Source organism: Staphylococcus sp. FSL W8-1207 (assembly GCF_038003745.1).
Lineage (GTDB): Bacteria > Bacillota > Bacilli > Staphylococcales > Staphylococcaceae > Staphylococcus > Staphylococcus equorum.
This window is the reverse complement of record NZ_JBBOPU010000005.1, coordinates 1-24,532: the sequence shown is the minus strand read 5'-3', so window position 1 is coordinate 24,532 and position 24,532 is coordinate 1. Positions and strand designations below refer to the sequence as shown.

Here is a 24,532-nt window from a genome sequence, read left to right as displayed (position 1 = left end):
TCAAATAGTAATTCTTTATATATTATTGTGTTTAATACAACTTCCTGTATAATTTAAAATACGATAAAAAAAGGGGACATAAAACAATGAAGAAACTATTATTACCTTTGTTAGTGTTGGTGCTTGTACTTGCAGCGTGTAGCAATGGCTCAGAAGACAAGTCGTCTAAAAAAGATAGCGAAAAAACAACTTACAAACAAGACTCAGGAGATAAAGTGAAAATACCTAAAAATCCTAAGCGTATTGTCGTTTTAGGGGCAACATATGCAGGTGGTTTAAAACAACTTGATGCGAATATTGTAGGAGTTGCGAATATCGTTGATGACAGTAAAGTATTAAAAGAAAAATTTAAAGATGTGGAGAAGGTAGATGCTGAAAATGTAGAAAGCGTCGCGAAACTCAAACCAGATTTAATCATTACTTATAATACAGATAAAAACTTGAAAAAAATGAAAAAAATAGCACCAACTGTTGCCTTTGATTATGCAAAACATGATTATAAAGAACAGCACCTAGAGCTAGGGAAAATTGTTGGCAAAGAAGATAAAGCAAAAAAATGGGTTGAAGACTGGGAGCAAAAAACAAAAGATGATGGTAAAGAAATCAAAGATGCCATTGGAGCAGATACAACAGTGTCTATCATCAAAGATTTTGATAAAAAAATCTATGCGCTAGGTAAAACATATGGTCACGGTAGTGAGATTTTATACGACTCATTTGGGTTGAAAATGCCAGAGACAGTAGAAAAAGCAACAAAAGAAAATGATTTAGCTGATATCTCAGAAGAAGAGCTTCCTAAAATGGCTGGCGATTATGTTGTGACTCCTGTAGCAAAAGGGTCTGACTTATCATTTGAAAATAAAGAAATTTGGAAAAATACTGAAGCGGTACAAAACAATCATACATTTAAAGTAGACGAAGGCATTTATTGGTTGAATGATCCGTATTCATTAGAATATGAACGTAAAGATTTAAAAGAGAAATTATTAAATAGCAATTCATAGTGAGCTGAACATACTGCGAGGACTTTTTATTTATAAAGCCTTCCAGTATGTTTTTTTATTAAAAAGTAAGTGACTACCGCTATCATGATGAATCTATTCAAATGTGTATTGAAAATAAATAATCAAGATGTTACAGTAAATGCAATATATAAAGACAAGGAGGATTAAAATGACAGCTTCTATGAGACTTCGCTAGAACCTTTTTGAATCATAAACACAATAAATTCAAAAAGGTACAGTTCACGCCACATTCTCATAGGGTGAAGTATGTCATTTTTTCCTAATAAGAAGATAATGTATTAAGAGAGTACTATCACGTAAAGATAGTGGATATCATTAATATATTATGTGAGTGAGATAGGAGAAACCTGTCTTATTTTTTTGCGTGCACTTCCTTTTATTAATAAGGAGTGTATATCAATGATGGAATATACAATTAAATTTAATCAAATAGCACACAATTTAATAGATTTTCGTTCTATAGAAATCGAAGCGCTACATGCTTATCAATTTGAAAAAATTGCATTAATCGGAGCAAATGGTACAGGTAAAACAACAATATTAAATATGATAAACCAAACTATTAAACCTGATTTAGGTACAATTGAAGTCAATGGTGAAATGCAATATTTTAAACAACTTAGTATGGATATAGATAGTGATTTTAACCAATTAAAAGGTGATGTGTTAAGTCAACTTAATCTACCAATGCATACGACAGATAAAATGAGTGGTGGAGAAAAAGCAAAGTATAAGTTAGCTAATATTATATCAAATTATAGTCCCATTTTATTATTGGATGAGCCAACAAATCATTTGGATAAAAATGGAATTGACTATTTAGCTGATACTTTAAAATATTACTATGGGACATTAATAATGGTTACGCATAATAGAGCGCTTATAGATGACATTGTAGATACAATTTGGGAAATACAAAATGATGGCACAATAAGGGTATTTAAAGGGAATTATAGTCAATATCATGCTCAATTAGAGCAAGAATATATTGAACATAGTCGTCAGTATCAACAATATCAAAGTGAGAAAGCTAGACTAACCAAAGCCAGTGAAGAAAAGCATAAACAAGCACAAAAATATGGGAAAGCAACATCTAAACAAAAGAACAAAAGTATTAAACCAGACAGATATAGTGCTTCTAAACAAAAAGATACAGTCGAGAAAGCAGCACAGAAACAGGCGAAACATATAGAAAAGCGATTAGAACAAATCGAAGAAATTGAACGACGTAAACAGCAATATGATTTTCAATTTCCTCAAAGTAAAGTTTATGAAGTGCATAATAATTATCCAATTATTGCTCAAAACTTCACATTAACACGCGAAGGTATCCCGCTCCTTAACGATACACGATTTCAAATTCCATATGGTTGTAACATTGCAATTATTGGTGATAATGGAGTAGGTAAAACTTCTTTGTTTGAAGCGATATATCATCAAGAAAAAGGTATTGATTGTTCACCAAAAGTGCGTATGGCCTATTATCGTCAACTTAGTTATGAAGCAATGCGAGATGTTTCACTTTTACAATTTTTAATGGAAGAAACAGATACGCAAGAACACTTTGCTCGAGCTATATTAAATAACTTAGGATTAAATGAGGCGCTTGAGCGTTCCTGTAAAGTTCTAAGTGGTGGTGAAAGAACAAAATTATCTTTAGCTGTGTTATTTTCTACTAAAGCTAATATGTTAATCTTAGATGAACCCACTAATTTTTTAGATATAAAAACATTAGAAGCATTGGAATTATTTATGAATGCTTATCGGGGTATCATTTTATTCACTTCTCATGATGCAAAGTTCGTTGAAAATGTTGCAGATAAAAAATGGGAATTAACAAAACAATCAATCTATGATGTAACGTAAAGCTATAAAATAAACAGCAGAATAAATATAGATGGTAGAGAAGTATTGGGGGATGTTATATGGAACAACAGCAAAAAATAAATAATTGGATTGAAATGACAAAATATGTACACTACACAGAATCATTAATAGAAAAAACGTTAAAACAACAATATCATTTAAGTTTAAAAGAATTTTATGTACTATACGAAATTTTTACAGCAACAGGAAAAAAATATAAAATGAATGATTTAATTAAAATAGTAGATTTGAGTCAAAGTGCAATGTCGCGTTTAATCGTTAGGATAGAAAGAATGGATTGTCCGCTCGTTTTTAGACAAGAATGTGTTGAAGATCAACGCGCTATGTATATCTATCTAACTGAAGAAGGATTAACAATGACTAAAAAGGCGTTGAACACATATGAACAATTGATTGAAAAGATTGACCTATCGCATATTCGTAAGCTCACTCATATTAACGATGATTAATTCATTTAATTTTAGTTTTATAGTATAACCTAGGAAATAATCACAATGTAAGTGGATAACGGTTCTATAGTTTAAAGTAGGTGATTAACGCCCCCTATAGAGTGAGATATGATATGGTGAGTAAAAATAGAGGGCGTGTTAAAATGGATATACAATCGGCATGGCTAAATTTACTAGTAAAAGACCTTAAAGCAAGTGAAGCATTTTTTAGTGACATTGGCTTTAAAATTCAACAAAATGATGCTGTTTTGGATAAAATGAGAGGAATTCAAACGATCGATAATAAAATTATTATGCTTATTGAACGTAGCCAATTTAAAAAAGCATCTCAGCTTTCTAATATAGGCTCAAATGAAGCATTAGTTTCTATTTCTGTATCTCAGTCTCAAGATGTTGATGCATTATTAAATAAAGTTAAAGAAGCGGGTGGTAAAGTATTGCAGAGCGGTACGATGTTAGAAGGGTTTTATGGTGGTTTGTTTAGTGACATAGATGGCCATTTATTTAATATTATTGTGATGTAAAGTAAGTAGTAACATATATTGTTAGGGTTGATAACGAATTTGGAAGGATGTATACCGATGATAAAAGCAATTGCAGTAGATAAAGATGGAACGTTATTTAAATCCAATCATACCTTTGATGAAATATATTTTGAAAAAATATTTGAAGGAATAACAAAACGTAATATCAAATTTATTGTAGCAAGTGGTAATCAATATGCCCAATTACGATCATATTTCCCAGGCAAGGAAGCACAAATTACGTATGTAGCAGAAAATGGCGCCGTTACTTATGTTGATGATACATTAGTGTCTTCTTCACATTTTGATCAACAACTTACCTTTGATATTCTGCAGACAATTATGGTGGATTATAATATCTCTGATGTTATAGTAAGTGGGATTAAATCAGCATATGTTAAAAGTGATTGTAGCGATGAATTTATGAATTTTATTACTAACTATTACTACGATATTGAAAAAGTTGAAAACTTTAGTGATATCAAAGATGACCAGTTTGTTAAAGTGGCAATGAGAATCAAAGATGACAATATCGTAAATCAAGTGAAAACTGGTTTGGAAAGTGAATATGTACATGAAATACGAGCCGTGACAAGTGGTGCTGAGAGTGTGGATCTTATTTTACCTGGAGTGAATAAAGGTGTAGCGATTCAAGCACTTTTAAACCAGTGGGGCATAGAGCAAGACGAATTATTAGCTTTTGGAGATGCTAATAATGACTTAGAAATGCTAGCATTGACCACACATAGTTATGCTATGGCGAAATGTAGCCCAGAACTTGAAAAAATAGCTCAACACCGCGCACCATCTAATGATGAATCTGGTGTATTACAAGTAATAGAGAGATACTTAAAGCAACAGGGTTAAGTATCAATATAAGTCGAAAATAATTGCATAGCATTTTAAATAAAATAAAGGAAGCTTCCAAGATTTAGATGGAGGCTTCCTTATTTATATGCCTATTATTTTATAATTAATACAGGAAGATTCGCGCTGTTGGCAATTTTATGAGTGACATTCCCCAGAACATTTTTAATGTCTGGTTTTGCACGTTTATTACTCATGACGATAATGTCATATTTATTTTCTTCAATTTCTTGCAGAATAGATTGCTTGATGTATCCTGTACTAAATCTCACGCGAACATTTAAACCGAGATTTTCTAATTTTTGAACAAATGGATCTAGTTTTTTGCCTTTTTCGTTCGCTAATTCTTCAAAATGTTTACCATCATAGCGTACTGAGGTTTGTAAGTCACCTTCAGAAATAACATTGAAAATTGTAATTTCAGCGTCATCTACGCCAGCAGTTAAGTTTTGTAGTTCTTGTGGAACGTTATCGAATGTGTTGCCAAAGTCATAAGCTAATAGTATTTTCTTGTACATAATAGCGCCTCCTTTATTATTTACATACCCTAATAAAGATAATGTAATATGATTTTAAATTAAACAATTACTGAATTTTATACGTCTAACCCTATAATATCATTTATATGCTCATAACCTTCTGTTTTAAGGTATTTTGCCAAGTTTTTATTTAATTTTTTAGTTAGTCCTGGTCCTTCAAATACTAAAGCACTATAAAGTTGTACGAGCGAAGCGCCATGACGCATCATTGTAATGACGTCACTTGTATTAAATATACCCCCAGTACCAATAATTAAGAACTGACCGTTTTTTTGTTTATAGGCATAAGAAATGAGTTCTAGATTACGTTCAAATAGCGGTCTACCACTTAAACCACCAGTTTCATGCTGATTGTCAGAATGTAACTGTTCACGTTTCTGAGTAGTATTAGCTAAAATAATGCCATCAAAAGTTTCAACGATAGGGTCCAACATACGACCTAAACTATCTAAGTCAAGATCTGAAGTCAGCTTGATAAAAATAGGCACGTTGACATTGTGACTGTCTTTATATGATTGGATTGCAGAACAAAGTTGTGAGAATTCATCTTTGTCATGGAAGCTTTGTAAATTTTTAGTGTTAGGTGAGCTAATATTCACAGTGAAAAAAGTTACATCATTTCTAAATGTATCGATTACTTTTATATAATCTTGATAACGTGATTCATAATCAGTAAATTTATTCACACCCACATTCAAACCTACAGGGACCTGATAGCTATATTTACGTAGGTTACTAAGTGCCTTGTTCATACCTAAATTGTTGAAGCCCATACGGTTAATTAAAGCGTTATCCTCAACTAGTCGGTACATACGTGGTTTTGGATTACCAGGCTGTGGTTTAGGTGTAACACCTCCGAGTTCTATAGCACCAAATCCTGCTTTCTCTAAAGCTTTAGGAACTTCACAAGATTTATCGAAGCCTGCTGCAAGACCAATAGGATTGTCAAAATGAATACCATGAATTTCTTGATGTAGGACTGTATGCTCATAATGAAATAACTGTTCGATGACTGGTAATAATTTAGAATGTTTTTGTACGAATTTCAGTGCGTCAATAGTCATGCCATGTGCTTTTTCAGGGTCATATTGAAATAAAATAGGTTTGATTAGTTTATACATGAGATTATCACTCCGTTAATCGAATTTTATATGTATTTAAGCCAAAAGTTAATTTATATTGTTGGCTATATTGAAAATGATGTCTTTAATAGAGTAGCATTTTACTGAATATATGCCTAGAGTAAATCAAGATAATTTTAAGAAGTGTCACATAAAAAGTATGACAATAAGCATTATTGATTAAGATATGTTGAAAACGGTAATAATTAAGTAGCAATATTATAGCTTAATAGTTATGGAGGGGTACAAATGAAACAAGAATGGCAAGCACAACTTCCATTAAATCATATAGAATCTATATCTCCAGTTGGTGGTGGAGATGTGAATGAAGCATTTCAAGTAACAACACCAGATGAAACTTATTTTTTACTCGTGCAACGTAATCGTAATGAAGATTTCTTTGCAGCAGAAATTGCAGGTTTAAACCTTTTTGAACAAGCGCAAATTACTGCGCCAAAAGTGATTGGAAGCGGAAAAATTAATGAAGATGCTTATTTACTCTTAACCTTTTTAGATGAAGGCACAACTGGTAGCCAAAGAGAATTAGGACAGCTTGTTGCGAAAATGCATAGCCAACAACAATCATCAGGAAAATTTGGGTTTGATTTACCATATGAAGGTGGAGATATTTCATTTGATAATAGCTGGACAGATTCATGGATAACATTATTTGTGGAACGTCGTCTGGATCATTTAAAAGATGAATTATTGCGGTTGAAATTATGGACAGATAACGATGCTCAAACATATAAACGTGTACGTAAGGTCATTATAGATGCACTGAATAAGCATACGAGTAAACCTTCCTTATTGCATGGAGACTTATGGGGAGGCAATTATATGTTTTTAGAAAATGGTTCGCCTGCACTATTTGATCCGGCACCATTATATGGTGATAGAGAATTTGATTTAGGTATTACTACCGTGTTTGGTGGTTTTACACAATCATTTTATGATGAATATAATAAGCATTATCCATTGAGCGATGGTGCGGAGAAACGCTTAGAATTTTATAGACTTTATTTATTAATGGTACACTTAGTCAAATTTGGAAATATGTATGCGAGCAGTGTTGATCGTTCAATGCAACAAATTTTAAACGATTGATATAAGTAATTGCACTTTGTGAACCTCAGAAATATTAAACGGCTGTGCGCTTTGATATGAAAGTGCACAGCCGTTTTTGTGAATATTTATTATAAAGTTATCAATTTAATTTAAATCTAAAGTATTCATGTTTTCACGTAATTCATAGACTTTATCTGGCGTAATGTCTTCACCTAAAGGATCAACGACTTTCAAAGTTGAAAATGTGTTAACAACTTGTCCACGAATCATTTGTAAATATTCTTGTCTTAATACATGTTGTTCTTGTTTTTCTTCAATGCTCAATGTTTCAACTTTTTCTTTATTTGCTAGTATATTAATTCTATCTAATAGTGTCATAATTTTTTTCCTCCTGTAATTCATGAGGTGGAAAGTGTGGAATAATATAATTTCCAACCTCTGTTAATATATTTTTATAAGTTCTTTCATTTTCAACTAAGTGGAGCATAATATGATTCGTACCTATACGCTCATATGATTTTAATATTTTTATTAAAGTATTTCTACCTAAGCGATAACCACCTTTAATAGGTTTAACCAACTCATTTGGATTCACAGACAAATCGATAACAAGTGGATGCATAAAAGGTTTGAATACATCATTTTGATGCCAATCTAGTAATAATTTCTTTTGCTGCTGAAAATCTTGTGGGTAAAACATCCAGCCATCCATGTGTTTCTTTAGCCAAGACATATTTTGTTTTGAATAACCAGTAGCAAACATTGGAATATGCTTGTGTTTTGGTAATATTTGTAAACCGGCATCCTCATATAATTCAAATATAGAATTTGAGATTTGCGGTGAATGTGTTTTCCATAAATCGTTTATAGAAGTTATCGCTGTTTGAAATTGTTCAGTTAAATGGTTTGTATTTACTTTAAAAGCTGGAAATTCGAATGATCGATCTCCTGTAGCAACGCCTAATAATAATCGCTCATTTGAAATCAAGTCAAGAGAAGTAGCAGCTTTCGCTATATGAATTGGATGACGTAATGTAGCAACAATACTAGATGTTCCGAGAGCGATTTTTGATGTCTTGGCGCTGAGATAAGTTAAAAATACAAACGGATCGTAGTTTGTCGTTACATTTCCTAAATGTGGGCTATAAAGCGGACTGTCCCGTACAAAAAGGCTCGTAAATCCAAGTGTTTCAGCGTATTGCGCTAAATCAACTTGATGTTCCAACGACAATGCGATGTGTTCAGAATTATCAAAAGGTAACGTTAAGCCTAACGTCAAATGACCCTGTTGAAAAGTCCGTTTGAAACCATTGTGTTTTTGAATTGTTGTCACGTCTATCCCTCCTAACTTTATTTAAGCAACAAGCATTATTTAACTAACACCTGTTGTTTAAATGCATTGTATTACGTTACGAAATATAAAGCAAACAACATGTTTATATATGTATCGTTTAAACAACATAAAGAGAAATGTGTTGTTTTGAAAATGATACTATTTTAGAAGATAGGGTATAACCTAAGAATATACTATTAAAAAAACTTATAAATTAAGGTGATATATTTTCAAAAACTAATATTATGATTTGATTATTTTTGGAAAATTCTTTAAATTTTAATAGTATAATATATTTTAATGGAGGGTTATTTATGTTTATAAGAAAAATGATAGGTAGTATAGCTTTTTCTTTAGTTATGTTATCTGCAATTGCACCATTTAGTAGTTCTGCAGCTACGGATACTCAAAATAACGATACAACGAATCAGCAAACACAAACACAACAAAATGATAATACGACCAATAGTCAGTCATCAGAAGTTATGCCAAGGGTCATATTACCTGATGAAGACAGAACACAAATTGAAAATACCACTACAGGCCATTACCAATCAGTAGGCTACATTAATATGGGAGACAATATAGCGACAGGCGTAGTCATCGATGAAAATACTGTATTAACAAATAAACATGTTGCTAATCTTTCAAACGGTGATATGACATTTGCACCTGCAGCTAAAAATGAAGGTTCATTTCCGTATGGTGAGTTTACTGAAAAAGATGTCCAAGCTTACCCTGGTCAAGAAGACTTAGTACTTATATATTTTAATACTAACGATAAAGGACAGTCTGTAGGTGATGTCGTACAACCCGCAACAATCCAAGATGCATCAAGTGTTAGTAAAGGTGATCCTGTGACAGTAACTGGCTATCCGGGTGATAAATCGTTAGCTACAATGTGGGAAAGTAAGGGAGAAGTATTAACAAATAGCGGCACGCAACTTACATACGGTGCGAGTACATTTGGCGGTAACTCTGGTTCTGCAATCTTTAATGCGAATAATGAAGTAGTAGGATTACATTACGGTGGCGTAGAAGGTGAAAGTAATAATGGCGTCGCATTAACTGGTGATGTATTAGACTTTATTAATGAAAACAAAAAATAGTTTCTTGAAAAATTTTAAGCCTCTAGAACAAATAAGCATTGCTTTAGAGGCTTTTTTGTATGATTTATTTTAATATGTGACTCATAAACAAAGGAAGTGCTTTTTCGATATAGTTAAGTGCAGAAGTGTTGCTCGTATGAAACCAATGTTTAGCTGTGCCATATAGCCCCCACGATAAAAAGCGAGCACTTGTAGCTAAGGCTTCTCTATCTTCAGTTGGATGTTTTTGTACGATTAACGTTAAGAAAATATCTTCCAGTTCTTCTTTTACTCTCTTTTCAACTACTTCACCATATGCAGCACTATTTAATTTACATTCATTATGTGTTTCTTCAATATAACTCGTAATTGTGATAAACGTTTTGCATAATGTTTCTTCATTAAGTTCGGAAGCAAGGGTTAAGTTATCGTTTAAATTTTTAAGAATGGTTTCTGACAATGTATAGTCCATAATGTCATATTTATCATAAAAGTGAGCATAGAATGTAGCACGGTTTACAGTTGCGCGTTCAGTTATATCCTTCACTGTAATGGTTTGTAACTTCTTTTCTTTAGCAATGTCGCGAAAGGCATCCATCAATAATTTTTTTGTTCTGGTAATTCGTGGATCAACATGTGTTGTGGTCATTGACTTCACACCTCCTTAAATAAGTTGCAAATAAGATAATTTATACAAATTATCTGGCTTTAGTTCATGAATGTCAATATGCTTGATTTGTAATGAGTAAAAATAAATATAAAACGGCGTGCTTTAACATGAATTACATTGTTTCATAATTGGTTTATTACTATGGTTTTCGGTTTGAATATTGATTAGTTAATATTGTTACTACTATATTAAAAAGTAGTATGATAGAAATGTGGCAAGATTTCGAATTGGAGGATTAGAATACAGTAAGGTTTACGTAGAAGATTCTTGTTATAGCGAATTTTTGAATGAACTTTCAGTATTAGCTATTGTTTTAGTTTTGAGATTTGAAATGAGCAACATATCTAAAATATTTTGATTGGAGTGAAGCATATGACTAAAAAGATTATTATGGATTGTGATCCAGGACATGATGACGCAATTGCTTTAATTTTAGCTGGTGCAAAAAATAGCTCACTTGATGTCTTAGCAGTAACTACAGTGGCAGGTAATCAATCTGTTGAAAAAAATACAAAGAACGCATTGAATGTGCTCGAAGTTATGGGAAGAGGAGATATCAATGTCTCAGTTGGTGCAACACGTCCGTTAATTAAGCCAGCTTCATTTGCCTCCCAAATTCATGGCAATACTGGTTTGGATGGTCCGAAGTTACCTGAAGTGCCATCTCTTAAACCCACACCAGATCATGCTGCTGACGTCATTATTAAAACATTAAAGCAAAGTAAAGAACCAGTTACCATTGTTGCTACAGGACCGTTAACTAACATAGCAACTGCATTAATTAAAGATCCAAGCATCACGCAATATATCGATTCTATAACAATTATGGGCGGCGGCACATTTGGTAATTGGACGCCTAACGCGGAATTCAATATTTGGGTAGATGCTGAAGCGGCGAAACGAATCTTTGATAGTGGAGTGACAATTAATGTATTTGGGCTAGATGTCACACACCAAGTATTGGCAACGGATGAAGTCATTAATCGATTTAAGCGTATCGACAATCAAATTGCTAATTTTGTCGTTGAACTTTTAGAGTTTTTCAAATCAACATATAAAACACATTTTAATATGGATGGTGGCCCAATACATGATGCTTGTACAATTTTGTATTTATTACAGCCAGACTTATTTACGATGCAACATACACACATAGATATTGAACACCAAAGTCCGCTTACATATGGGACGATGGCAGTCGATTTAAATGATATTACGCATAAAGAAAAAAATGCTTATTTCGCTACTGCAGTGGATGTAGAAAGCGTATGGAAACTAATGGAAAATATGCTTGGAAGTTATAGTGCTTAAAATAATATATAGCTTTAGGGTCATTGAAGCATAATCTGAAATAAGTTGAATGAAAAAGTCATTGTATAAACAATATACGATGACTTTTTTGTGACATCAAACTAAAGTATGAGCCGTTTTCAAGCTGTATGATTAGCGTATCAAAACTATAAAAAGTATACTAATATATCACAACTTAAATATAATAAAGGTGATTTGAATAGTGAAAAATACGATAAAAACAATTGTTTTACTTATTATTATTATAGTTCCGTTAACACTACTCATTATTAACATAGACGACATTCAAGACAGTATGAATAAAACTTTTACAGAAGAAAGCAGTAATGAGACTGATGAAGATAATGGTAACTCATTTAGCATGTTATTTGATGGAAGTAGAGAAACAGAAACATTTGGTGAATACGAGAGAAGTAATTTTGATGGTAAACATTATGGTATAGATTATCATTTACCTGAAGATACGCCTATAAAAGCTGCTTCAGACGGTACGGTAACACGCACATTTAATAACGAATTAGGTGGGAAAGTCTTACAAATTTCGGAAGCAAATGGTCAGTATCATCAATGGTATATGCATTTAAATGATTATAAGGTTGAAGTAGGTGACAAAGTGCAAGCTGGCGATGTCGTTGCACTTTCAGGCAATACTGGCGAACAAACCACAGGCGCTCATCTTCATTTCCAAAGAATGAATGGTGGCGTAGGTAATACGTATGCCGAAGATCCTAAATCATTTATAGAAAAACTACCTGATGGCGAAAAAAGTTTATATAAAAAATAATAAAAAGTTTTGGTAATATGTTGCTAAAGCTCAGAACGTAGACAAATCAAATGCTGTAAAGGCATTTGATTTTTTTTAGATGTTTTTCCTTGAGACAATCTTTGTTCATTAATTTCAATGGCCAATTATGATTGGAAATGTAGGGAATATCTTTTCTCTAATTTAGTTATAGATTCAATTTTATTTGCGTTTGTCTTTACATAATTTCAAACAATGATTGATTATATTATTATTATTTTAAAAAGTGGCAGTGATTTGGGCAGACTCCTGCGGGAAAAGCACTAGCTGGAGACTACAGGCTGAGGCTGTCCCCGGGGAAACGTGCACAAAAAATGCCAACAAAGTCGTAGGCTTTGTCGATATTATGAAGCTTTGCAGTTAGCAAAGCTTTCTGTATACACATTAGTCATTAATGTCATGTATGGAAGCGTAAGCTAAATAATCTTGATGTATGGCTTCCCATAAATAGAACGCACCAATAGATGCACAATGCTTCCAACGTTCAGAACATAAAGCAAGCTGTGCTTTTCGCTGCGCTTTAGTTGTACCGTACAACCATTGCGCTGACCTTTGCAGACCAACATCATGAACAGGGACAACATCTGGACGCTGTAATGTAAATAATAAAAAAACTTCGGCAGTCCATTGCCCAATACCTTTCACTTCAGTTAACGTACGAATAACTTCATCGTTGCTTAACTTGTGTAAATTTTCTAAATCTAGTTTTCCATGTTGTATATGTGTTACTAAATTATGAATATAATTAATTTTAGATTTAGATAAACCAAAGGATTTCATTTGCGTATCTTCAATTTTTGACAGTTTATCAACTGTCCATTCATCATTGATAGCATCTGTTAGCTGTTCGAAAATAGATGCGGCCACTTTTACCGTGATTTGTTGTCCTATTATAGAGCGAATTAAAGATTTTAATGGGTTAGGACGAATATTGATTTGAAGATTGCCGACTTTTTTAATAAGTAATGCTAATGTTGCATCTTTTTTAATTAATTGTTGAACACAGTCATCTTGTACATGAATATTCCATGAGGTCAATTCTAACACCACCTTATTTTAGCAAGTCTTGCAGTACGACAGCTTGGTTATGCTCTTCATCTTTAGCTGCAAATAATAAAATAATATCTTTTTTAGTATTAGACTTGATTTCTTTAAGTTCATTAAATGCTTCTTGTTGATTGTCATTTTCACGTAATTCTTTTTCATATTTTTCTTTGAAAGCAGCATACAATTTAGGATCATGATCGAACCATTTTCTTAGCTCAGATGTAGGCGCAAGTTCTTTTAACCAATAATCTAAATTTGCATCCTCTTTAGATACACCTCTTGGCCAAACGCGGTCTACAAGTATACGCACACCATCTTTTTGTTCTTTATCATAAATTCTTTGAATGTGAATAGTCATAGCATTCATCCTTTCTATAAATAAATATCTCTACAATACTTAATTACCTATAATGAATATAGAAAAACATAATTACTTTAATTATAGAAGAAAGAGAAAGGGTATATAGATACAAAGAGAGAAATAGGAGTGAGTTCAATGACAAATTTCGATAATGTGCAACCACCTCAACAATTCAAATATCGAGATAACGATGTATGTATAAAAAACTATTATGAATTTACATGTAACAATCGTATTTATTTCACTGAAAAATTTCACAAAGATTTAGAGAATCATTTATACAAATTCAACATTGAAATTTTATCTGCAATTGATGATTATGGTCTAGCAATGGATTTTAATGAAGTTGATAAGTTATATAAAAAAGAAATTGCACCTTATTTAGACGGAAAATTAGTGAACGAAACATTGCCGGATATGAATACAACAGCTGAAAATATCGCTTTTTGGATTTGGGAACAATTTGATCGCTTATTACCAGAAAATAATAAACTGCAAAAACTAGAATTTTTTGAAACTGAAACACAAGGACTCGTAATAACTTCTGAATTAATGGAAAAATAAAAGTTATTATGGAAGAAACTAAAAATCATTAGAAACCAACTAAATATATAATTAATAGCCGATAGATTACTTAATCGTTATCTGTGGGCTTTTTTAGTTGCTGTTTTACTAGATTATTTTTAAAAATTAAATACGAAATAAATATTCTGAAAATTAAGATAATGTGATATATTAGTAATTATTACAACTTAGGAGGAACTGCTATGATGAAAGTCAGTCCGAAACAATTTATAAATAATGTATTATCAGGTGTAGCAATAGCGATTGTTGCAGGTCTGATTCCAAATGCAATTTTAGGTGAATTATTTAAGTTGCTTTCACCAAAGTATCCAATATTCGAAACAATGTTACAAGTTGTCGAAAGTATACAATTTACAGTACCACTTCTTGTAGGAGCATTGATTGCAATGCGCTTCAATCTAACGCCATTAGCTACAGCAGTAGTTGCAAGTTCGGCATTTGTTGGTAGTGGGGTTGCACAATTCAAAGATGGTGTATGGATGCTTGTAGGCGTTGGGGATTTAATCAATACAATGATTACTGCAGCAATTGCAGTGTTTTTTATATTAATAGTAGGAGAACGTTTTGGTAGTTTAACGCTAATTATTTTACCAACAATTGTTGGAGGCTTGGCTGCATTAATAGGCGTACTCATACTGCCATACATACAAATGATTACTACAGGTATAGGTAATTTAGTAAATTCATTTACAGAATTACAACCTATATTAATGTCTATGCTTATTGCACTTGCATTCAGTTTCATAATTATTTCACCGATATCGACTGTGGCTACAGCTCTAGCCATAGGTATAAGTGGTCTAGCAGCTGGTTCTGCTTCGCTTGGCATCGTAGCATGTGAAGGTGTACTTGTTGCAGGCACAATGAAAATGAATAGACCAGGCGTACCGATAACGATTTTCTTAGGTGGCGTTAAAATGATGATACCGAATATGGTAAGACATCCTATTATTTTATTACCGATTTTTACAAACGCACTTATCACAGGGTTTGTAGGTGGGCTTATTGGTATAGAAGGTACTAAAGAGTCAGCCGGATTTGGTATTATCGGGCTTGTAGGGCCAATTAGTGCCTTTAAATTTATGGAAGACTCGATATTAATGAATTTATTATTAGTATTTATCACGTTCTTTGTAGTTCCATTTATTATGGGGTACTTAATTAATCTTTTTTATATGAAGGTATTAAAACTGTATGATAGTAACATTTATAAATTCTTAGCATAAAATGTTATATGTTTTGGATATGAAATGAGTAACGATTTGTAATAAACTAACAGTTAAATTGATTTTTTGAAAATACAGTTAGACAATCTAAAAGGCCACATAACAGTGGTCTTTTTTTATTTTGACAAAAATCAGTGCAAGTTTCGCGCAAAATTATAATTTTTATGTTGAATTTTAATTTTACAGTTGGGTAACAGTAGATGGTTTTGTAATATTTCAGACTATATAAAAAATTAGTATGAAAATTGACGTGAAGCTCAATATAATAACATTTAGAGATATATGAAAAGTATATTTTATTTGTTTAGAGCGTTACAAAACAAAACGGTTATATTTCAATATTACAAAGAGAAGCTGTATCTGTAACGTTTTGTTATCTAAGTGTAATATAATTGAACGAAATTTATGGTATATTATTTGTGGCGAAAAAATAACACATAAAAATTAATTGCTTGAAGTACATAGGATAATTTAATTAACGAAAATATAATTTTACTTAAAAAGATTTAAATGGAGGATTTTTTAATTATGAAGAAGACAATTTTAGCATCATCATTAGCAGTAGCATTAGGTGTAACAGGATACGCAGCAACAGCAGACAACAATCAAGCTCACGCTTCAGAAGAAAGCATCGACAAAGCGCATTTAGCTGAATTACCACAAAGTAATGCTGCAGAATTAAATGAAAAACCATTACACGCTGGTGCATACAACTATGATTTTGTATTAGGCGGTTATGAATATACATTCACTTCAGACGGTCAATCATGGTCATGGGAATATGATGTAGCAGGTGCTCAAACTGCATCTTCTAACGTTTCTACAAACACAACTCAAGACGTTAGCACACAAGCAACTACTAATACTAACGAAAAATCAGCAAGCGAAGTAAGTACGCAACAACAATCAAATAATGTTGACGTAAAACCAGTTGCAGCTCCTAAAGCTTCAACTACTACAAAAGCTTCAACTACTACAAAAGTTGAAACTACACAAACAAGTACAACTACTACAAATACATCAAGCATTGATTCAGTAGCGCAACAAATGGCAGAACGTACTGGTGTATCAGCATCACAATGGAAAGGTGTTATCCAACGTGAAAGTGGCGGAAATGCAAACGCAGTTAACGCTTCATCAGGTGCATACGGATTATTCCAATTATTAGGTCATGGTGAGCATGCTGGTATGTCTGTTCAAGATCAAATAGATAAAGCAGTTGAGGTTTACGAATCTCAAGGTGCTGGCGCATGGGTTGCATGGTAAGATTTTAAGCACACAATATAATGATTTAATTATAAAAAGAAAGAGTGGCTCTTAGTAGTCACTCTTTTTTTATACTTTAAAGTTTATTGACAAGGGTGAATATTCTGATAAAATTAAAGCTAATTAAATAAATGAAAACTTATCCAGAGAAGTTGAGGGATTTGGCCCTATGAGACTTCAGCAGCAGACTTATGTCGTAAGTACTGTGCTACTTCCAACAAGTGACATGACTTGATAGATAGGTGACATGTGAAAACTATATGCCACTTCATTGGGTATATAGTTTTTTTATATAGGAGGACTTTTTAATGTCAATTTCAGATAGATTAGCACAAATTCCTGATAGTTACTTTGGTAAAACAATGGGGCAAAAGGTTGAACATGGGCCTTTACCATTAATCAATATGGCAGTCGGTATCCCTGATGGCGAAACGCCAAAAGGTATTATTAATTGTTTCGCTGATGCGATACGTCTTCCTGAGAATCAGAAGTATGTAGCATTTCACGGTAAAGATAGCTTGAAACAAGCAATTGTAGATTTTTATGAAAGGCAGTACCAAGTAGAATTAGATATAGAAGATGAAGTTTGTATTTTATATGGAACGAAGAATGGTTTGGTAGCGCTTCCAACATGTATCGTTAATCCTGGAGAAAATGTATTGCTACCGGATCCTGGTTATACAGACTATTTGGCAGGGGTGATGTTGGCTGATGCACAACCTGAGCGATTGGTACTTAAACCACCATATTATTTACCTGAATGGGATAAAGTAGATAAAAAAGTGCTAGCTAATACACGTCTAGTTTATTTAACTTATCCTAATAATCCAACTGGCTCAGTGGCTACAAAGGCTGTATTTGATGAAGCTGTTGCAAAATTTAAAAATACGAAAACTAAAATTGTTCATGATTTTGCATATAGTGCATTTGGTTTTGATGGTAAGAATCCCAGTATGTTGCAATCTGAAGGTGCGAAAGATTTGGGAGTAGAAATTTTTTCCTTATCTAAAGGTTACAACATGTCAGGATTTAGAGTGGGATTTGCAGTAGGGAATAAAGATATAATACAAGCCTTAAAGAAATACCAATCACATACACACGCTGGTATGTTTGGTGCGTTACAAGATGCAGCTACTTATGCATTGAATCATTATGATGATTTTTTAGAAGAACAAAATGAAACTTTTAAAAAACGTAGAAATCAATTTGAAGCAAAACTTAATGAAGTGGATATACCATTTGAACCGATGAAAGGTGGCATTTTCTTGTGGTTGAAAACACCGCCCGAATACGATGGTGAAACGTTTGTTGACTATTTATTACAAGAGCAATCTATTCTTGTTGCACCTGGCATACCTTTTGGTGAACATGGGCGTAACTATGTACGTATTTCATTGGCACTTGATGATCAAGCATTGTTGGAAGCAGCAGAACGTATTCAATCGCTTAAATATCTTTATCAATAATAAAATAGGAGTGAATTTAGATGACAAAAATCAAACTTTTTGGCGTGCGTGAAGAAGATATTCCCTACATAGAAGCATGGGCAACAAAATACAAAGTAGAGGTTGATTTAGATAAAGATTTACTTACTTTAGACACAGTAGATCGAGTAGAAGGATTTGATGGTTTATCTTTATCACAGCAAATTCCATTAGATGAAACAGTATATAAAAAATTACATGATTTTGGCATTAAACAAATTGCACAACGTAGTGCAGGTTTTGATAGTTATGATTTGGATTTAGCTCAAAAATATAACTTGATTATTTCAAATGTACCTTCGTATTCGCCACATTCAATTGCAGAGTATACAGTTTCTCAAGCACTTAATTTAATTCGTAATTATAATGATATTCAACAAAAAACAGCAACTTATGATTTCAGATGGCAACCAGCGATATTATCACGTTCTATCAGAGATTTAAAAGTCGCTGTAATCGGTACGGGACGCATTGGTTCTATTGTAGGAAAAATTTTTGCTCGAGGGTTTGACGCGGAAGTTGTGGCATATGATATTGAACCGAATGAACAATGCCAAACATATTTAACTTATAAAGATAGTGTGACTGAAGTTGTAAAAGATGCAGACATTGTCACTGTACATATTCCAGGTAGTAAAGAAAATGACTATTTATTTGACGAAGATTTATTCAAAGCATTTAAGAAGGGCGCTGTGTTTATCAACTGTGCGCGTGGTTCTATTGTAAAGACAAGTGCACTTATAGAAGCTTTGGATAATGGAACGTTAAAAGGTGCAGCGCTTGATACTTATGAGGGTGAGAAAGGATTGTTTCCTAGTGATCAAAGAGGCACTGAACTTAAAGATGATATTTTAACTCAATTAATTGAACGACAAGATGTTATACTGTCTCCTCATATTGCATTTTATACAGATGCAGCAGTTGAAAATTTAATTGTGGATGCACTAAATGCAACATTAGAAGTATTGAACACTGGTGATACAGCCCTCCGTGTTAATACATTATAAAGGGTTTTTAACTCAGTATTAAAATTAATATAAACAATAAAAAAAAGTGGGCGCATCAGAGATGAGGCGTCCACTATATTTGTGTGCTATTCATTTATTTTACATCATAACCTTGGTCTTCAATTGCTTCTTTCATATGAGACATTTCGACTTTGCTGTCATCATAATCTACTTTAACATTATTTTCTTCAAGGTTAACATCTGCTGTTGTAACACCATCAAGGTTAGTAAGTGCTGACTCTACTGCTTGTTTACAGTGATCACAACTCATGCCTTCTACTTTAATTGTTTCTGCAGTCATACAAATCACCTCCTTAAAATAATGAATGTCTCTATCATGATTATTTCAAAAATGAATTATAATTTCATGCGTTTAAGTCTCAATGCATTAGTGACGACACTCACAGAGCTTAACGCCATTGCAGCGCCGGCAACCCATGGTGCGAGTAACCCTAATGCGGCAATCGGTATACCAGCTACATTGTAACCAAATGCCCAAAATAAGTTTTGACGAATATTGCGTATTGTTGATTTACTAGCTTTCATGGCTTTCGGAATTAATAATAAATCGCCGCCAAGAATTGTAACGTCAGCAGCTTCGATAGCAACTTCTGTACCGCTACCAATTGCTATACCAATGTCTGCTTGTACAAGTGCTGGCGCATCATTGACACCATCACCAACCATGGCTACTGTCTTGCCTTGATCTTGTAGCTCTACAATTTTTGAGGCTTTTTCTTCAGGTAATACCTCGGCGATTACTGTGTCGATGCCTACCTGCTTTGCAATAGCTTGTGCAGTACGTTCGTTATCTCCAGTGAGCATCACGACTTCAATATCTAAATCATGAAGTTGCTGAATTGCTTCACTTGTTGAAGCTTTAACAGTGTCTGCAACAGCGATTGTTCCTTTTAATTCGCTATCTATGGCAATCATCATCGCTGTTTTTCCATCTTGTTCAAAACGTGATAATTGTGTTTCAGCACTGTTTATTGCAATGTTTTCTTCTATCATAAATTTGCGATTACCAACACATAATGATTTACCATCAATTGTCGCTTTTATACCGTGACCTGGTATCGCTTCGAAATGTGCTACTTCTAAAAATGGAATGTGATTCTTTTTAGCGTAGTTCACAATAGATTCAGCTAAAGGATGTTCAGAACCTTTTTCTGCACTTGCGAGTAGTTGTAACACTTTATCATCACCATCAAAATCAGTGACTACGGGTTTACCATTTGTAATTGTACCTGTCTTATCTAATACAACAGTATTGACTTGGTGTGTACGTTCAATATGTTCGCCACCTTTAAAAAGAATACCGTTTTCGGCAGCTTTTCCAGTACCTACCATAATAGAAGTAGGCGTAGCTAACCCAAGTGCACAAGGGCAGGCGATTACGAGTACTGCGATTGCAGCAACTAATGCTGGTTCGAATTGTCCTGTTTGTACGAGTGTAATCCATACAATAAATGTGAGTAAAGCAATGCCAACTACAATCGGTACAAAATAGCCAGAAATAATATCAGCAAGACGTTGAATAGGTGCTTTAGATCCTTGTGCTTCTTCTACAACTTTAATAATTGAAGCGAGCGCTGTGTCTTTGCCAACTTTAGTTGCTTCTACTGTAATAGACCCATTTTTATTCATTGTGGAACCGATGACGTTATCATTTTGAACTTTCTCAATTGGTATAGATTCACCAGTTAACATAGATTCGTCTATAGAAGTGGTTCCTTTAATGACTTTACCGTCTACAGGTATTTTCTCACCAGGTTTAATGATAAGGTGATCGCCTTGGACAACCTCGTTTAATGGAATCATAAGTTCTTCTTGATTACGTAACACGCGTGCTTCTTTTGCTTGAAGGTTGAGCAATTCACTTAAAGCATTTGTAGTTTGTGTTTTTGCGCGCGTTTCTAAATACTTTCCAAAAAGAATCAATGTGATTAGTACTGCACTCGTTTCAAAATATAGATGCGGTGTATAATTTGTAAGGTTTAGCCATTTTATCATTTCGTATAAACTATAGAAGTATGCGGCACTTGTACCTAAGGCGACAAGCACATCCATGTTGGCAGAACCATTGCGTAAATTTTTATAGGCACCTACATAAAATTGCCAACCGATTATAAACTGAACAGGTGTTGCTAATGCAAATTGAAACCATGGATTCATAAAGATATGAGGAATTTGCATACCAAAAAGGTGTACAAACATTGTAAGCAATAAGGGTGCTGCTAAAATTGCTGAAATAATAAGTTTAGTGCGTTTGTGTTTTAACTCTTGTTCTTTTTGCGAACTTTTCTCACTGGCTGCTTGTTTTGGTTTTGCATCATAACCTATTTTTTGAATTTTTTTAATCAAATCATCAATAGAAGTCATTTCTGGATTATAAGCAATCGTTGCATTTTCAGTAGTTAAATTGACATTAGCATGTTCAACACCAGCGTCACGGTTTAATACTTTTTCAATCCTATTCGAACATGCGGCACAAGTCATGCCTATAACATCGAGTTCTGCTTTTTCAGTTAAGACGCCATAACCTGTTTTTTCAATGGAGTGCGTAAGGTCATCAATCGTTGTCGATTCAGGATTGTAAGCAACCGTTGCTTTTTCAGTTGTAACGTTTACAGTGGCGTCTACATCATTAATTTTATTTAAGTTTTTCTCTATACGATTTGCACACGCGGCACAAGTCATACCGGTGATACCTAAAGTCGTTTTTTTCTTTTCAGCCATGAAGTGAACCTCCTTTCATACATGTAACTAAATATTGGTGACAGAGTCGTTTTTTAATTTCTATATTTTTAATATACCCCCACTAGGTATAAAAGTCAATTTTTACGTTTGAAAAAAGAGATTGAAATAAGGGCGTAGTTTTAAAAACTTACCGATATTTCAATCTCATAGATTCATATTTTATAAAAGATGTTGTTTGTTTACTTTACTTAATTCTGAAACAATTTTACGACTGTCTTTATTGAGGTGTTGTACATAAATTGTGTTTTTTTTCTTATGATAGTTTTCTATTAAAGTATCAATCGCATTCACTGCGGAATCGTCCCATAAGTGAGCTTGACTAAAATCTAAGTAAATTATTTTATTGCGTAATTCCAAATCAAGTTGATTCATCATAGAATCTATAGAGACAAAGAAAATTTGGCCTTTGATTTTGTAGTGAATTGTCTCATCGACTTCTTCGTAATCTACAGTAACATTTGAAATTTTTGTAGCAAAACAAAGGGCACTTACAATGACACCAACGATAACACCTAAGGCAAGGTTACTCGTGAATAGTACAATAGCTACAGTGAGTACCATGACTAACGCATCAGTTCGTGGTGCTTTTTTCATAAATTGGAATGAATGCCAATCAAACGTTCCTACAGATACCATAATCATGATACCAGCTAATATAGGCATAGGAATTTGAACGACCCAATCCCCAAACACGATAATTAAAACAATCAAAAATACACCAGCTGTAAAAGTAGAAAGACGTGTTGTTGCACCAGAGCGTACATTAATTACGGATTGACCAATCATAGCACAGCCACCCATAGCACCAAAGAACCCTGTAATAAAGTTGGCAATACCTTGTCCACGTGATTCTCTATTTTTACTACTATACGTATCAGTTGCTTGGTCTACGATACGTGCAGTCAATAAACTTTCTACAAGTCCAACAATCGCCATAGATAAAGAATAAGGCAAAATAATTTGTAATGTTTCTAAGTTAAATGGCACATCAGGAATGAAAAATTGTGGCAATGAACGTGTGATTTGACCTAAATCACCAACAGTTTCGACTTTTGCGCCAGTCGCTAAGTAGACAATAGTAAGTACAACAATTGCGATAAGTGGCGCGGGAATTTTGTTGAATACGCGTGGCAATAAGTAAATAATTAGTAGTGTAGTAATAACAAATAAATATGTAGGTATTGATATACCAAATATATGCTTGATTTGTGTCATGAAAATAAGAATGGCTAAAGCGTTGACGAAACCAATCATGACAGAGTTTGGGATGAACTTCATTAAACGTCCTACCTTTAACACACCAAATATAATTTGTATAATACCCATTAAAATTGTTGCTGCCAGTAAATATTGAACGCCATGGTCCTTTACTAATGGCACAATGACTAAGGCAACAGAACCTGTAGCTGCTGAAATCATTGCTGGTCTACCACCAACGAAAGAAATAACAACTGCTATAATAAATGAAGAGTATAGACCGACCATAGGATCTACACCGGCAATGATAGAGAATGAGAGGGCTTCAGGAATGAGTGCAAGCGCCACAAGGATACCAGCTACGATATTGGTGCCCGGAGCAGTGAGCCATTCTCGTTTAAGTTTATTTAACATCTTCTTGTACTCCTTATTTAAAATTCAATTAGACTATTATATCATATGACAGAAGTGTAGATTTAGAAAAATAGAAGCAACTAAATTTCATATAAGTGACAAAGTTGTCATTTAAAAATAGCTTTTTGTTAGTTATATCAAACGAAAAGAAAAAATTAATTAGCTATGATAGTTATATAGAGAAAAAGATGACGAGGAGTGAACAAACATGTCGATATTAAAAGTAGAAGGACTAACAAAAAAGTACGGTAACAGACATCAGCAACAAGAAGTATTAAAGGGGATAGATTTTTCAATTGAAAAGGGTGAATTTGTTACCATAATGGGGCCTTCAGGTTCTGGTAAAACAACACTTTTAAACGTCTTAAGTTCTATTGATTATATAACGAGTGGCACAGTTGAAATTAACGGTAACAAAATAAATAACATGAGTAACAAGGCGTTAGCAGATTTTCGTAAAAAAGAGATAGGTTTTATTTTTCAAAACTATAGTGTATT

The 24,532-nt window shown here is 33.3% G+C and carries 25 protein-coding genes and 1 riboswitch; of the genes, 15 read left to right on the top strand and 10 right to left on the bottom strand.

The genetic code is table 11. The annotated features are described in order from the left end of the window. The first annotated feature begins 86 nt into the window (after positions 1 to 86). The 5 genes from NSR03_RS14130 (at position 87) to NSR03_RS14110 (ending at position 4,752) form a co-directional block, all read left to right on the top strand. A complete protein-coding gene (locus NSR03_RS14130) occupies positions 87 to 1,004 on the top strand; it encodes an ABC transporter substrate-binding protein (RefSeq protein ID WP_002511560.1) in 918 nt (305 codons plus the stop codon). A gap of 420 nt (positions 1,005 to 1,424) precedes the next feature. Next, positions 1,425 to 2,891, top strand: coding sequence for a ribosomal protection-like ABC-F family protein (gene abc-f, locus NSR03_RS14125; RefSeq protein WP_069813611.1), 1,467 nt, complete (start codon positions 1,425 to 1,427; stop codon positions 2,889 to 2,891). Positions 2,892 to 2,950: 59 nt separating this feature from the next. Continuing rightward, on the top strand, positions 2,951 to 3,361 hold the full coding sequence (locus NSR03_RS14120) for a MarR family winged helix-turn-helix transcriptional regulator (RefSeq protein ID WP_002506600.1): 411 nt from the start codon (positions 2,951 to 2,953) through the stop codon (positions 3,359 to 3,361). Between the two features lie 143 nt (positions 3,362 to 3,504). Further along, positions 3,505 to 3,885 carry a VOC family protein gene (locus tag NSR03_RS14115; RefSeq protein WP_069813609.1) on the top strand — a complete coding sequence of 127 codons (381 nt, stop codon included), beginning with the start codon at positions 3,505 to 3,507 and terminating at the stop codon, positions 3,883 to 3,885. 57 nt (positions 3,886 to 3,942) lie between these two features. Beyond that, entirely contained in the window at positions 3,943 to 4,752 is an 810-nt protein-coding gene (locus NSR03_RS14110) for a Cof-type HAD-IIB family hydrolase (protein WP_069813607.1), read from the top strand. Positions 4,753 to 4,847: 95 nt separating this feature from the next. On the opposite strand, the gene NSR03_RS14105 is transcribed toward NSR03_RS14110, so the two are convergent. Beyond that, positions 4,848 to 5,270, bottom strand: a complete 423-nt coding sequence (locus tag NSR03_RS14105; RefSeq protein ID WP_065338817.1) for a universal stress protein — start codon at positions 5,268 to 5,270, stop codon at positions 4,848 to 4,850. Between the two features lie 77 nt (positions 5,271 to 5,347). Further along, entirely contained in the window at positions 5,348 to 6,412 is a 1,065-nt protein-coding gene (locus tag NSR03_RS14100) for a quinone-dependent dihydroorotate dehydrogenase (RefSeq protein WP_069813605.1), read from the bottom strand. Positions 6,413 to 6,661: 249 nt separating this feature from the next. On the opposite strand from NSR03_RS14100, the gene NSR03_RS14095 reads away from it, so the two are divergent. Then, the gene (locus NSR03_RS14095) at positions 6,662 to 7,519 is read left to right on the top strand and encodes a fructosamine kinase family protein (protein ID WP_002506605.1); all 858 of its coding nucleotides are present in this window, start codon (positions 6,662 to 6,664) and stop codon (positions 7,517 to 7,519) included. A 105-nt stretch (positions 7,520 to 7,624) separates the two neighbouring features. Here the strand turns inward: NSR03_RS14095 and NSR03_RS14090 are convergent, their stop codons facing one another. Both NSR03_RS14090 and NSR03_RS14085 read right to left on the bottom strand, forming a co-directional pair. After that, on the bottom strand, positions 7,625 to 7,858 hold the full coding sequence (locus tag NSR03_RS14090; protein WP_002506606.1) for a DUF896 domain-containing protein: 234 nt from the start codon (positions 7,856 to 7,858) through the stop codon (positions 7,625 to 7,627). Continuing rightward, complete coding sequence (locus NSR03_RS14085; RefSeq protein WP_002506607.1) at positions 7,842 to 8,813, bottom strand: LLM class oxidoreductase; 972 nt, start codon at positions 8,811 to 8,813, stop codon at positions 7,842 to 7,844. The genes NSR03_RS14090 and NSR03_RS14085 overlap by 17 nt, the downstream gene beginning before the upstream one ends. 314 nt (positions 8,814 to 9,127) lie before the next feature. Here NSR03_RS14085 and NSR03_RS14080 point away from each other — a divergent pair, with 314 nt between their 5' ends. Beyond that, positions 9,128 to 9,922, top strand: coding sequence for a trypsin-like serine peptidase (locus NSR03_RS14080; RefSeq protein ID WP_046465991.1), 795 nt, complete (start codon positions 9,128 to 9,130; stop codon positions 9,920 to 9,922). A 64-nt stretch (positions 9,923 to 9,986) separates the two neighbouring features. Here the strand turns inward: NSR03_RS14080 and NSR03_RS14075 are convergent, their stop codons facing one another. After that, a complete protein-coding gene (locus tag NSR03_RS14075) occupies positions 9,987 to 10,550 on the bottom strand; it encodes a TetR/AcrR family transcriptional regulator (RefSeq protein ID WP_069813603.1) in 564 nt (187 codons plus the stop codon). Between the two features lie 393 nt (positions 10,551 to 10,943). Between NSR03_RS14075 and NSR03_RS14070 the strand changes: the two genes are divergently transcribed. Next, a complete protein-coding gene (locus NSR03_RS14070; protein ID WP_021339759.1) occupies positions 10,944 to 11,882 on the top strand; it encodes a nucleoside hydrolase in 939 nt (312 codons plus the stop codon). A gap of 202 nt (positions 11,883 to 12,084) precedes the next feature. Then, the gene (locus NSR03_RS14065; protein ID WP_021339758.1) at positions 12,085 to 12,666 is read left to right on the top strand and encodes a M23 family metallopeptidase; all 582 of its coding nucleotides are present in this window, start codon (positions 12,085 to 12,087) and stop codon (positions 12,664 to 12,666) included. A 402-nt stretch (positions 12,667 to 13,068) separates the two neighbouring features. On the opposite strand, the gene NSR03_RS14060 is transcribed toward NSR03_RS14065, so the two are convergent. Both NSR03_RS14060 and NSR03_RS14055 read right to left on the bottom strand, forming a co-directional pair. Further along, complete coding sequence (locus tag NSR03_RS14060) at positions 13,069 to 13,731, bottom strand: DNA-3-methyladenine glycosylase family protein (protein WP_236582977.1); 663 nt, start codon at positions 13,729 to 13,731, stop codon at positions 13,069 to 13,071. A gap of 4 nt (positions 13,732 to 13,735) precedes the next feature. Then, positions 13,736 to 14,089, bottom strand: coding sequence for a DUF488 domain-containing protein (locus tag NSR03_RS14055; RefSeq protein WP_002506613.1), 354 nt, complete (start codon positions 14,087 to 14,089; stop codon positions 13,736 to 13,738). A 138-nt stretch (positions 14,090 to 14,227) separates the two neighbouring features. On the opposite strand from NSR03_RS14055, the gene NSR03_RS14050 reads away from it, so the two are divergent. From NSR03_RS14050 to NSR03_RS14030, 5 genes are all read left to right on the top strand, one after another. Continuing rightward, positions 14,228 to 14,656 carry a 6-pyruvoyl trahydropterin synthase family protein gene (locus NSR03_RS14050; protein WP_021339756.1) on the top strand — a complete coding sequence of 143 codons (429 nt, stop codon included), beginning with the start codon at positions 14,228 to 14,230 and terminating at the stop codon, positions 14,654 to 14,656. A 203-nt stretch (positions 14,657 to 14,859) separates the two neighbouring features. Further along, complete coding sequence (locus tag NSR03_RS14045) at positions 14,860 to 15,903, top strand: PTS transporter subunit IIC (RefSeq protein WP_002506615.1); 1,044 nt, start codon at positions 14,860 to 14,862, stop codon at positions 15,901 to 15,903. Positions 15,904 to 16,431: 528 nt separating this feature from the next. Further along, positions 16,432 to 17,169, top strand: a complete 738-nt coding sequence (locus tag NSR03_RS14040) for a transglycosylase family protein (protein WP_069813602.1) — start codon at positions 16,432 to 16,434, stop codon at positions 17,167 to 17,169. 136 nt (positions 17,170 to 17,305) lie between these two features. Continuing rightward, positions 17,306 to 17,414, top strand: a riboswitch (SAM riboswitch). Between the two features lie 63 nt (positions 17,415 to 17,477). Then, positions 17,478 to 18,635: an aminotransferase class I/II-fold pyridoxal phosphate-dependent enzyme gene (locus NSR03_RS14035; protein WP_021339754.1), complete on the top strand. Its 1,158-nt coding sequence runs from the start codon at positions 17,478 to 17,480 to the stop codon at positions 18,633 to 18,635. Between the two features lie 20 nt (positions 18,636 to 18,655). Further along, entirely contained in the window at positions 18,656 to 19,660 is a 1,005-nt protein-coding gene (locus NSR03_RS14030; RefSeq protein ID WP_021339753.1) for a D-lactate dehydrogenase, read from the top strand. 94 nt (positions 19,661 to 19,754) lie between these two features. On the opposite strand, the gene copZ is transcribed toward NSR03_RS14030, so the two are convergent. From copZ to NSR03_RS14015, 3 genes are all read right to left on the bottom strand, one after another. Continuing rightward, entirely contained in the window at positions 19,755 to 19,961 is a 207-nt protein-coding gene (gene copZ / locus NSR03_RS14025; protein WP_002506619.1) for a copper chaperone CopZ, read from the bottom strand. 56 nt (positions 19,962 to 20,017) lie between these two features. Continuing rightward, positions 20,018 to 22,402 (bottom strand): heavy metal translocating P-type ATPase, encoded by a 2,385-nt coding sequence (locus NSR03_RS14020; protein ID WP_069813600.1) that lies wholly within the window; start codon positions 22,400 to 22,402, stop codon positions 20,018 to 20,020. A 180-nt stretch (positions 22,403 to 22,582) separates the two neighbouring features. Further along, positions 22,583 to 24,034, bottom strand: a complete 1,452-nt coding sequence (locus NSR03_RS14015) for a SulP family inorganic anion transporter (protein ID WP_002506621.1) — start codon at positions 24,032 to 24,034, stop codon at positions 22,583 to 22,585. A 208-nt stretch (positions 24,035 to 24,242) separates the two neighbouring features. On the opposite strand from NSR03_RS14015, the gene NSR03_RS14010 reads away from it, so the two are divergent. Next, a partial coding sequence (locus NSR03_RS14010) for an ATP-binding cassette domain-containing protein (protein WP_340719248.1) occupies positions 24,243 to 24,532 on the top strand: 290 nt, incomplete at its 3' end.

Coding starts and splice junctions, on each gene's coding strand:
- copZ (WP_002506619.1), bottom strand. CDS start 19,961: ATGACTGCAGAAACAATTAAAGTAGAAGGCATGAGTTGTGATCACTGT.
- NSR03_RS14070 (WP_021339759.1), top strand. CDS start 10,944: ATGACTAAAAAGATTATTATGGATTGTGATCCAGGACATGATGACGCA.
- NSR03_RS14075 (WP_069813603.1), bottom strand. CDS start 10,550: ATGACCACAACACATGTTGATCCACGAATTACCAGAACAAAAAAATTA.
- NSR03_RS14090 (WP_002506606.1), bottom strand. CDS start 7,858: ATGACACTATTAGATAGAATTAATATACTAGCAAATAAAGAAAAAGTT.
- NSR03_RS14050 (WP_021339756.1), top strand. CDS start 14,228: ATGACAAATTTCGATAATGTGCAACCACCTCAACAATTCAAATATCGA.
- NSR03_RS14110 (WP_069813607.1), top strand. CDS start 3,943: ATGATAAAAGCAATTGCAGTAGATAAAGATGGAACGTTATTTAAATCC.
- NSR03_RS14045 (WP_002506615.1), top strand. CDS start 14,860: ATGATGAAAGTCAGTCCGAAACAATTTATAAATAATGTATTATCAGGT.
- NSR03_RS14130 (WP_002511560.1), top strand. CDS start 87: ATGAAGAAACTATTATTACCTTTGTTAGTGTTGGTGCTTGTACTTGCA.
- NSR03_RS14020 (WP_069813600.1), bottom strand. CDS start 22,402: ATGGCTGAAAAGAAAAAAACGACTTTAGGTATCACCGGTATGACTTGT.
- NSR03_RS14055 (WP_002506613.1), bottom strand. CDS start 14,089: ATGACTATTCACATTCAAAGAATTTATGATAAAGAACAAAAAGATGGT.
- abc-f (WP_069813611.1), top strand. CDS start 1,425: ATGATGGAATATACAATTAAATTTAATCAAATAGCACACAATTTAATA.
- NSR03_RS14115 (WP_069813609.1), top strand. CDS start 3,505: ATGGATATACAATCGGCATGGCTAAATTTACTAGTAAAAGACCTTAAA.
- NSR03_RS14105 (WP_065338817.1), bottom strand. CDS start 5,270: ATGTACAAGAAAATACTATTAGCTTATGACTTTGGCAACACATTCGAT.
- NSR03_RS14095 (WP_002506605.1), top strand. CDS start 6,662: ATGAAACAAGAATGGCAAGCACAACTTCCATTAAATCATATAGAATCT.
- NSR03_RS14030 (WP_021339753.1), top strand. CDS start 18,656: ATGACAAAAATCAAACTTTTTGGCGTGCGTGAAGAAGATATTCCCTAC.
- NSR03_RS14120 (WP_002506600.1), top strand. CDS start 2,951: ATGGAACAACAGCAAAAAATAAATAATTGGATTGAAATGACAAAATAT.
- NSR03_RS14035 (WP_021339754.1), top strand. CDS start 17,478: ATGTCAATTTCAGATAGATTAGCACAAATTCCTGATAGTTACTTTGGT.
- NSR03_RS14040 (WP_069813602.1), top strand. CDS start 16,432: ATGAAGAAGACAATTTTAGCATCATCATTAGCAGTAGCATTAGGTGTA.
- NSR03_RS14100 (WP_069813605.1), bottom strand. CDS start 6,412: ATGTATAAACTAATCAAACCTATTTTATTTCAATATGACCCTGAAAAA.
- NSR03_RS14080 (WP_046465991.1), top strand. CDS start 9,128: ATGTTTATAAGAAAAATGATAGGTAGTATAGCTTTTTCTTTAGTTATG.
- NSR03_RS14015 (WP_002506621.1), bottom strand. CDS start 24,034: ATGTTAAATAAACTTAAACGAGAATGGCTCACTGCTCCGGGCACCAAT.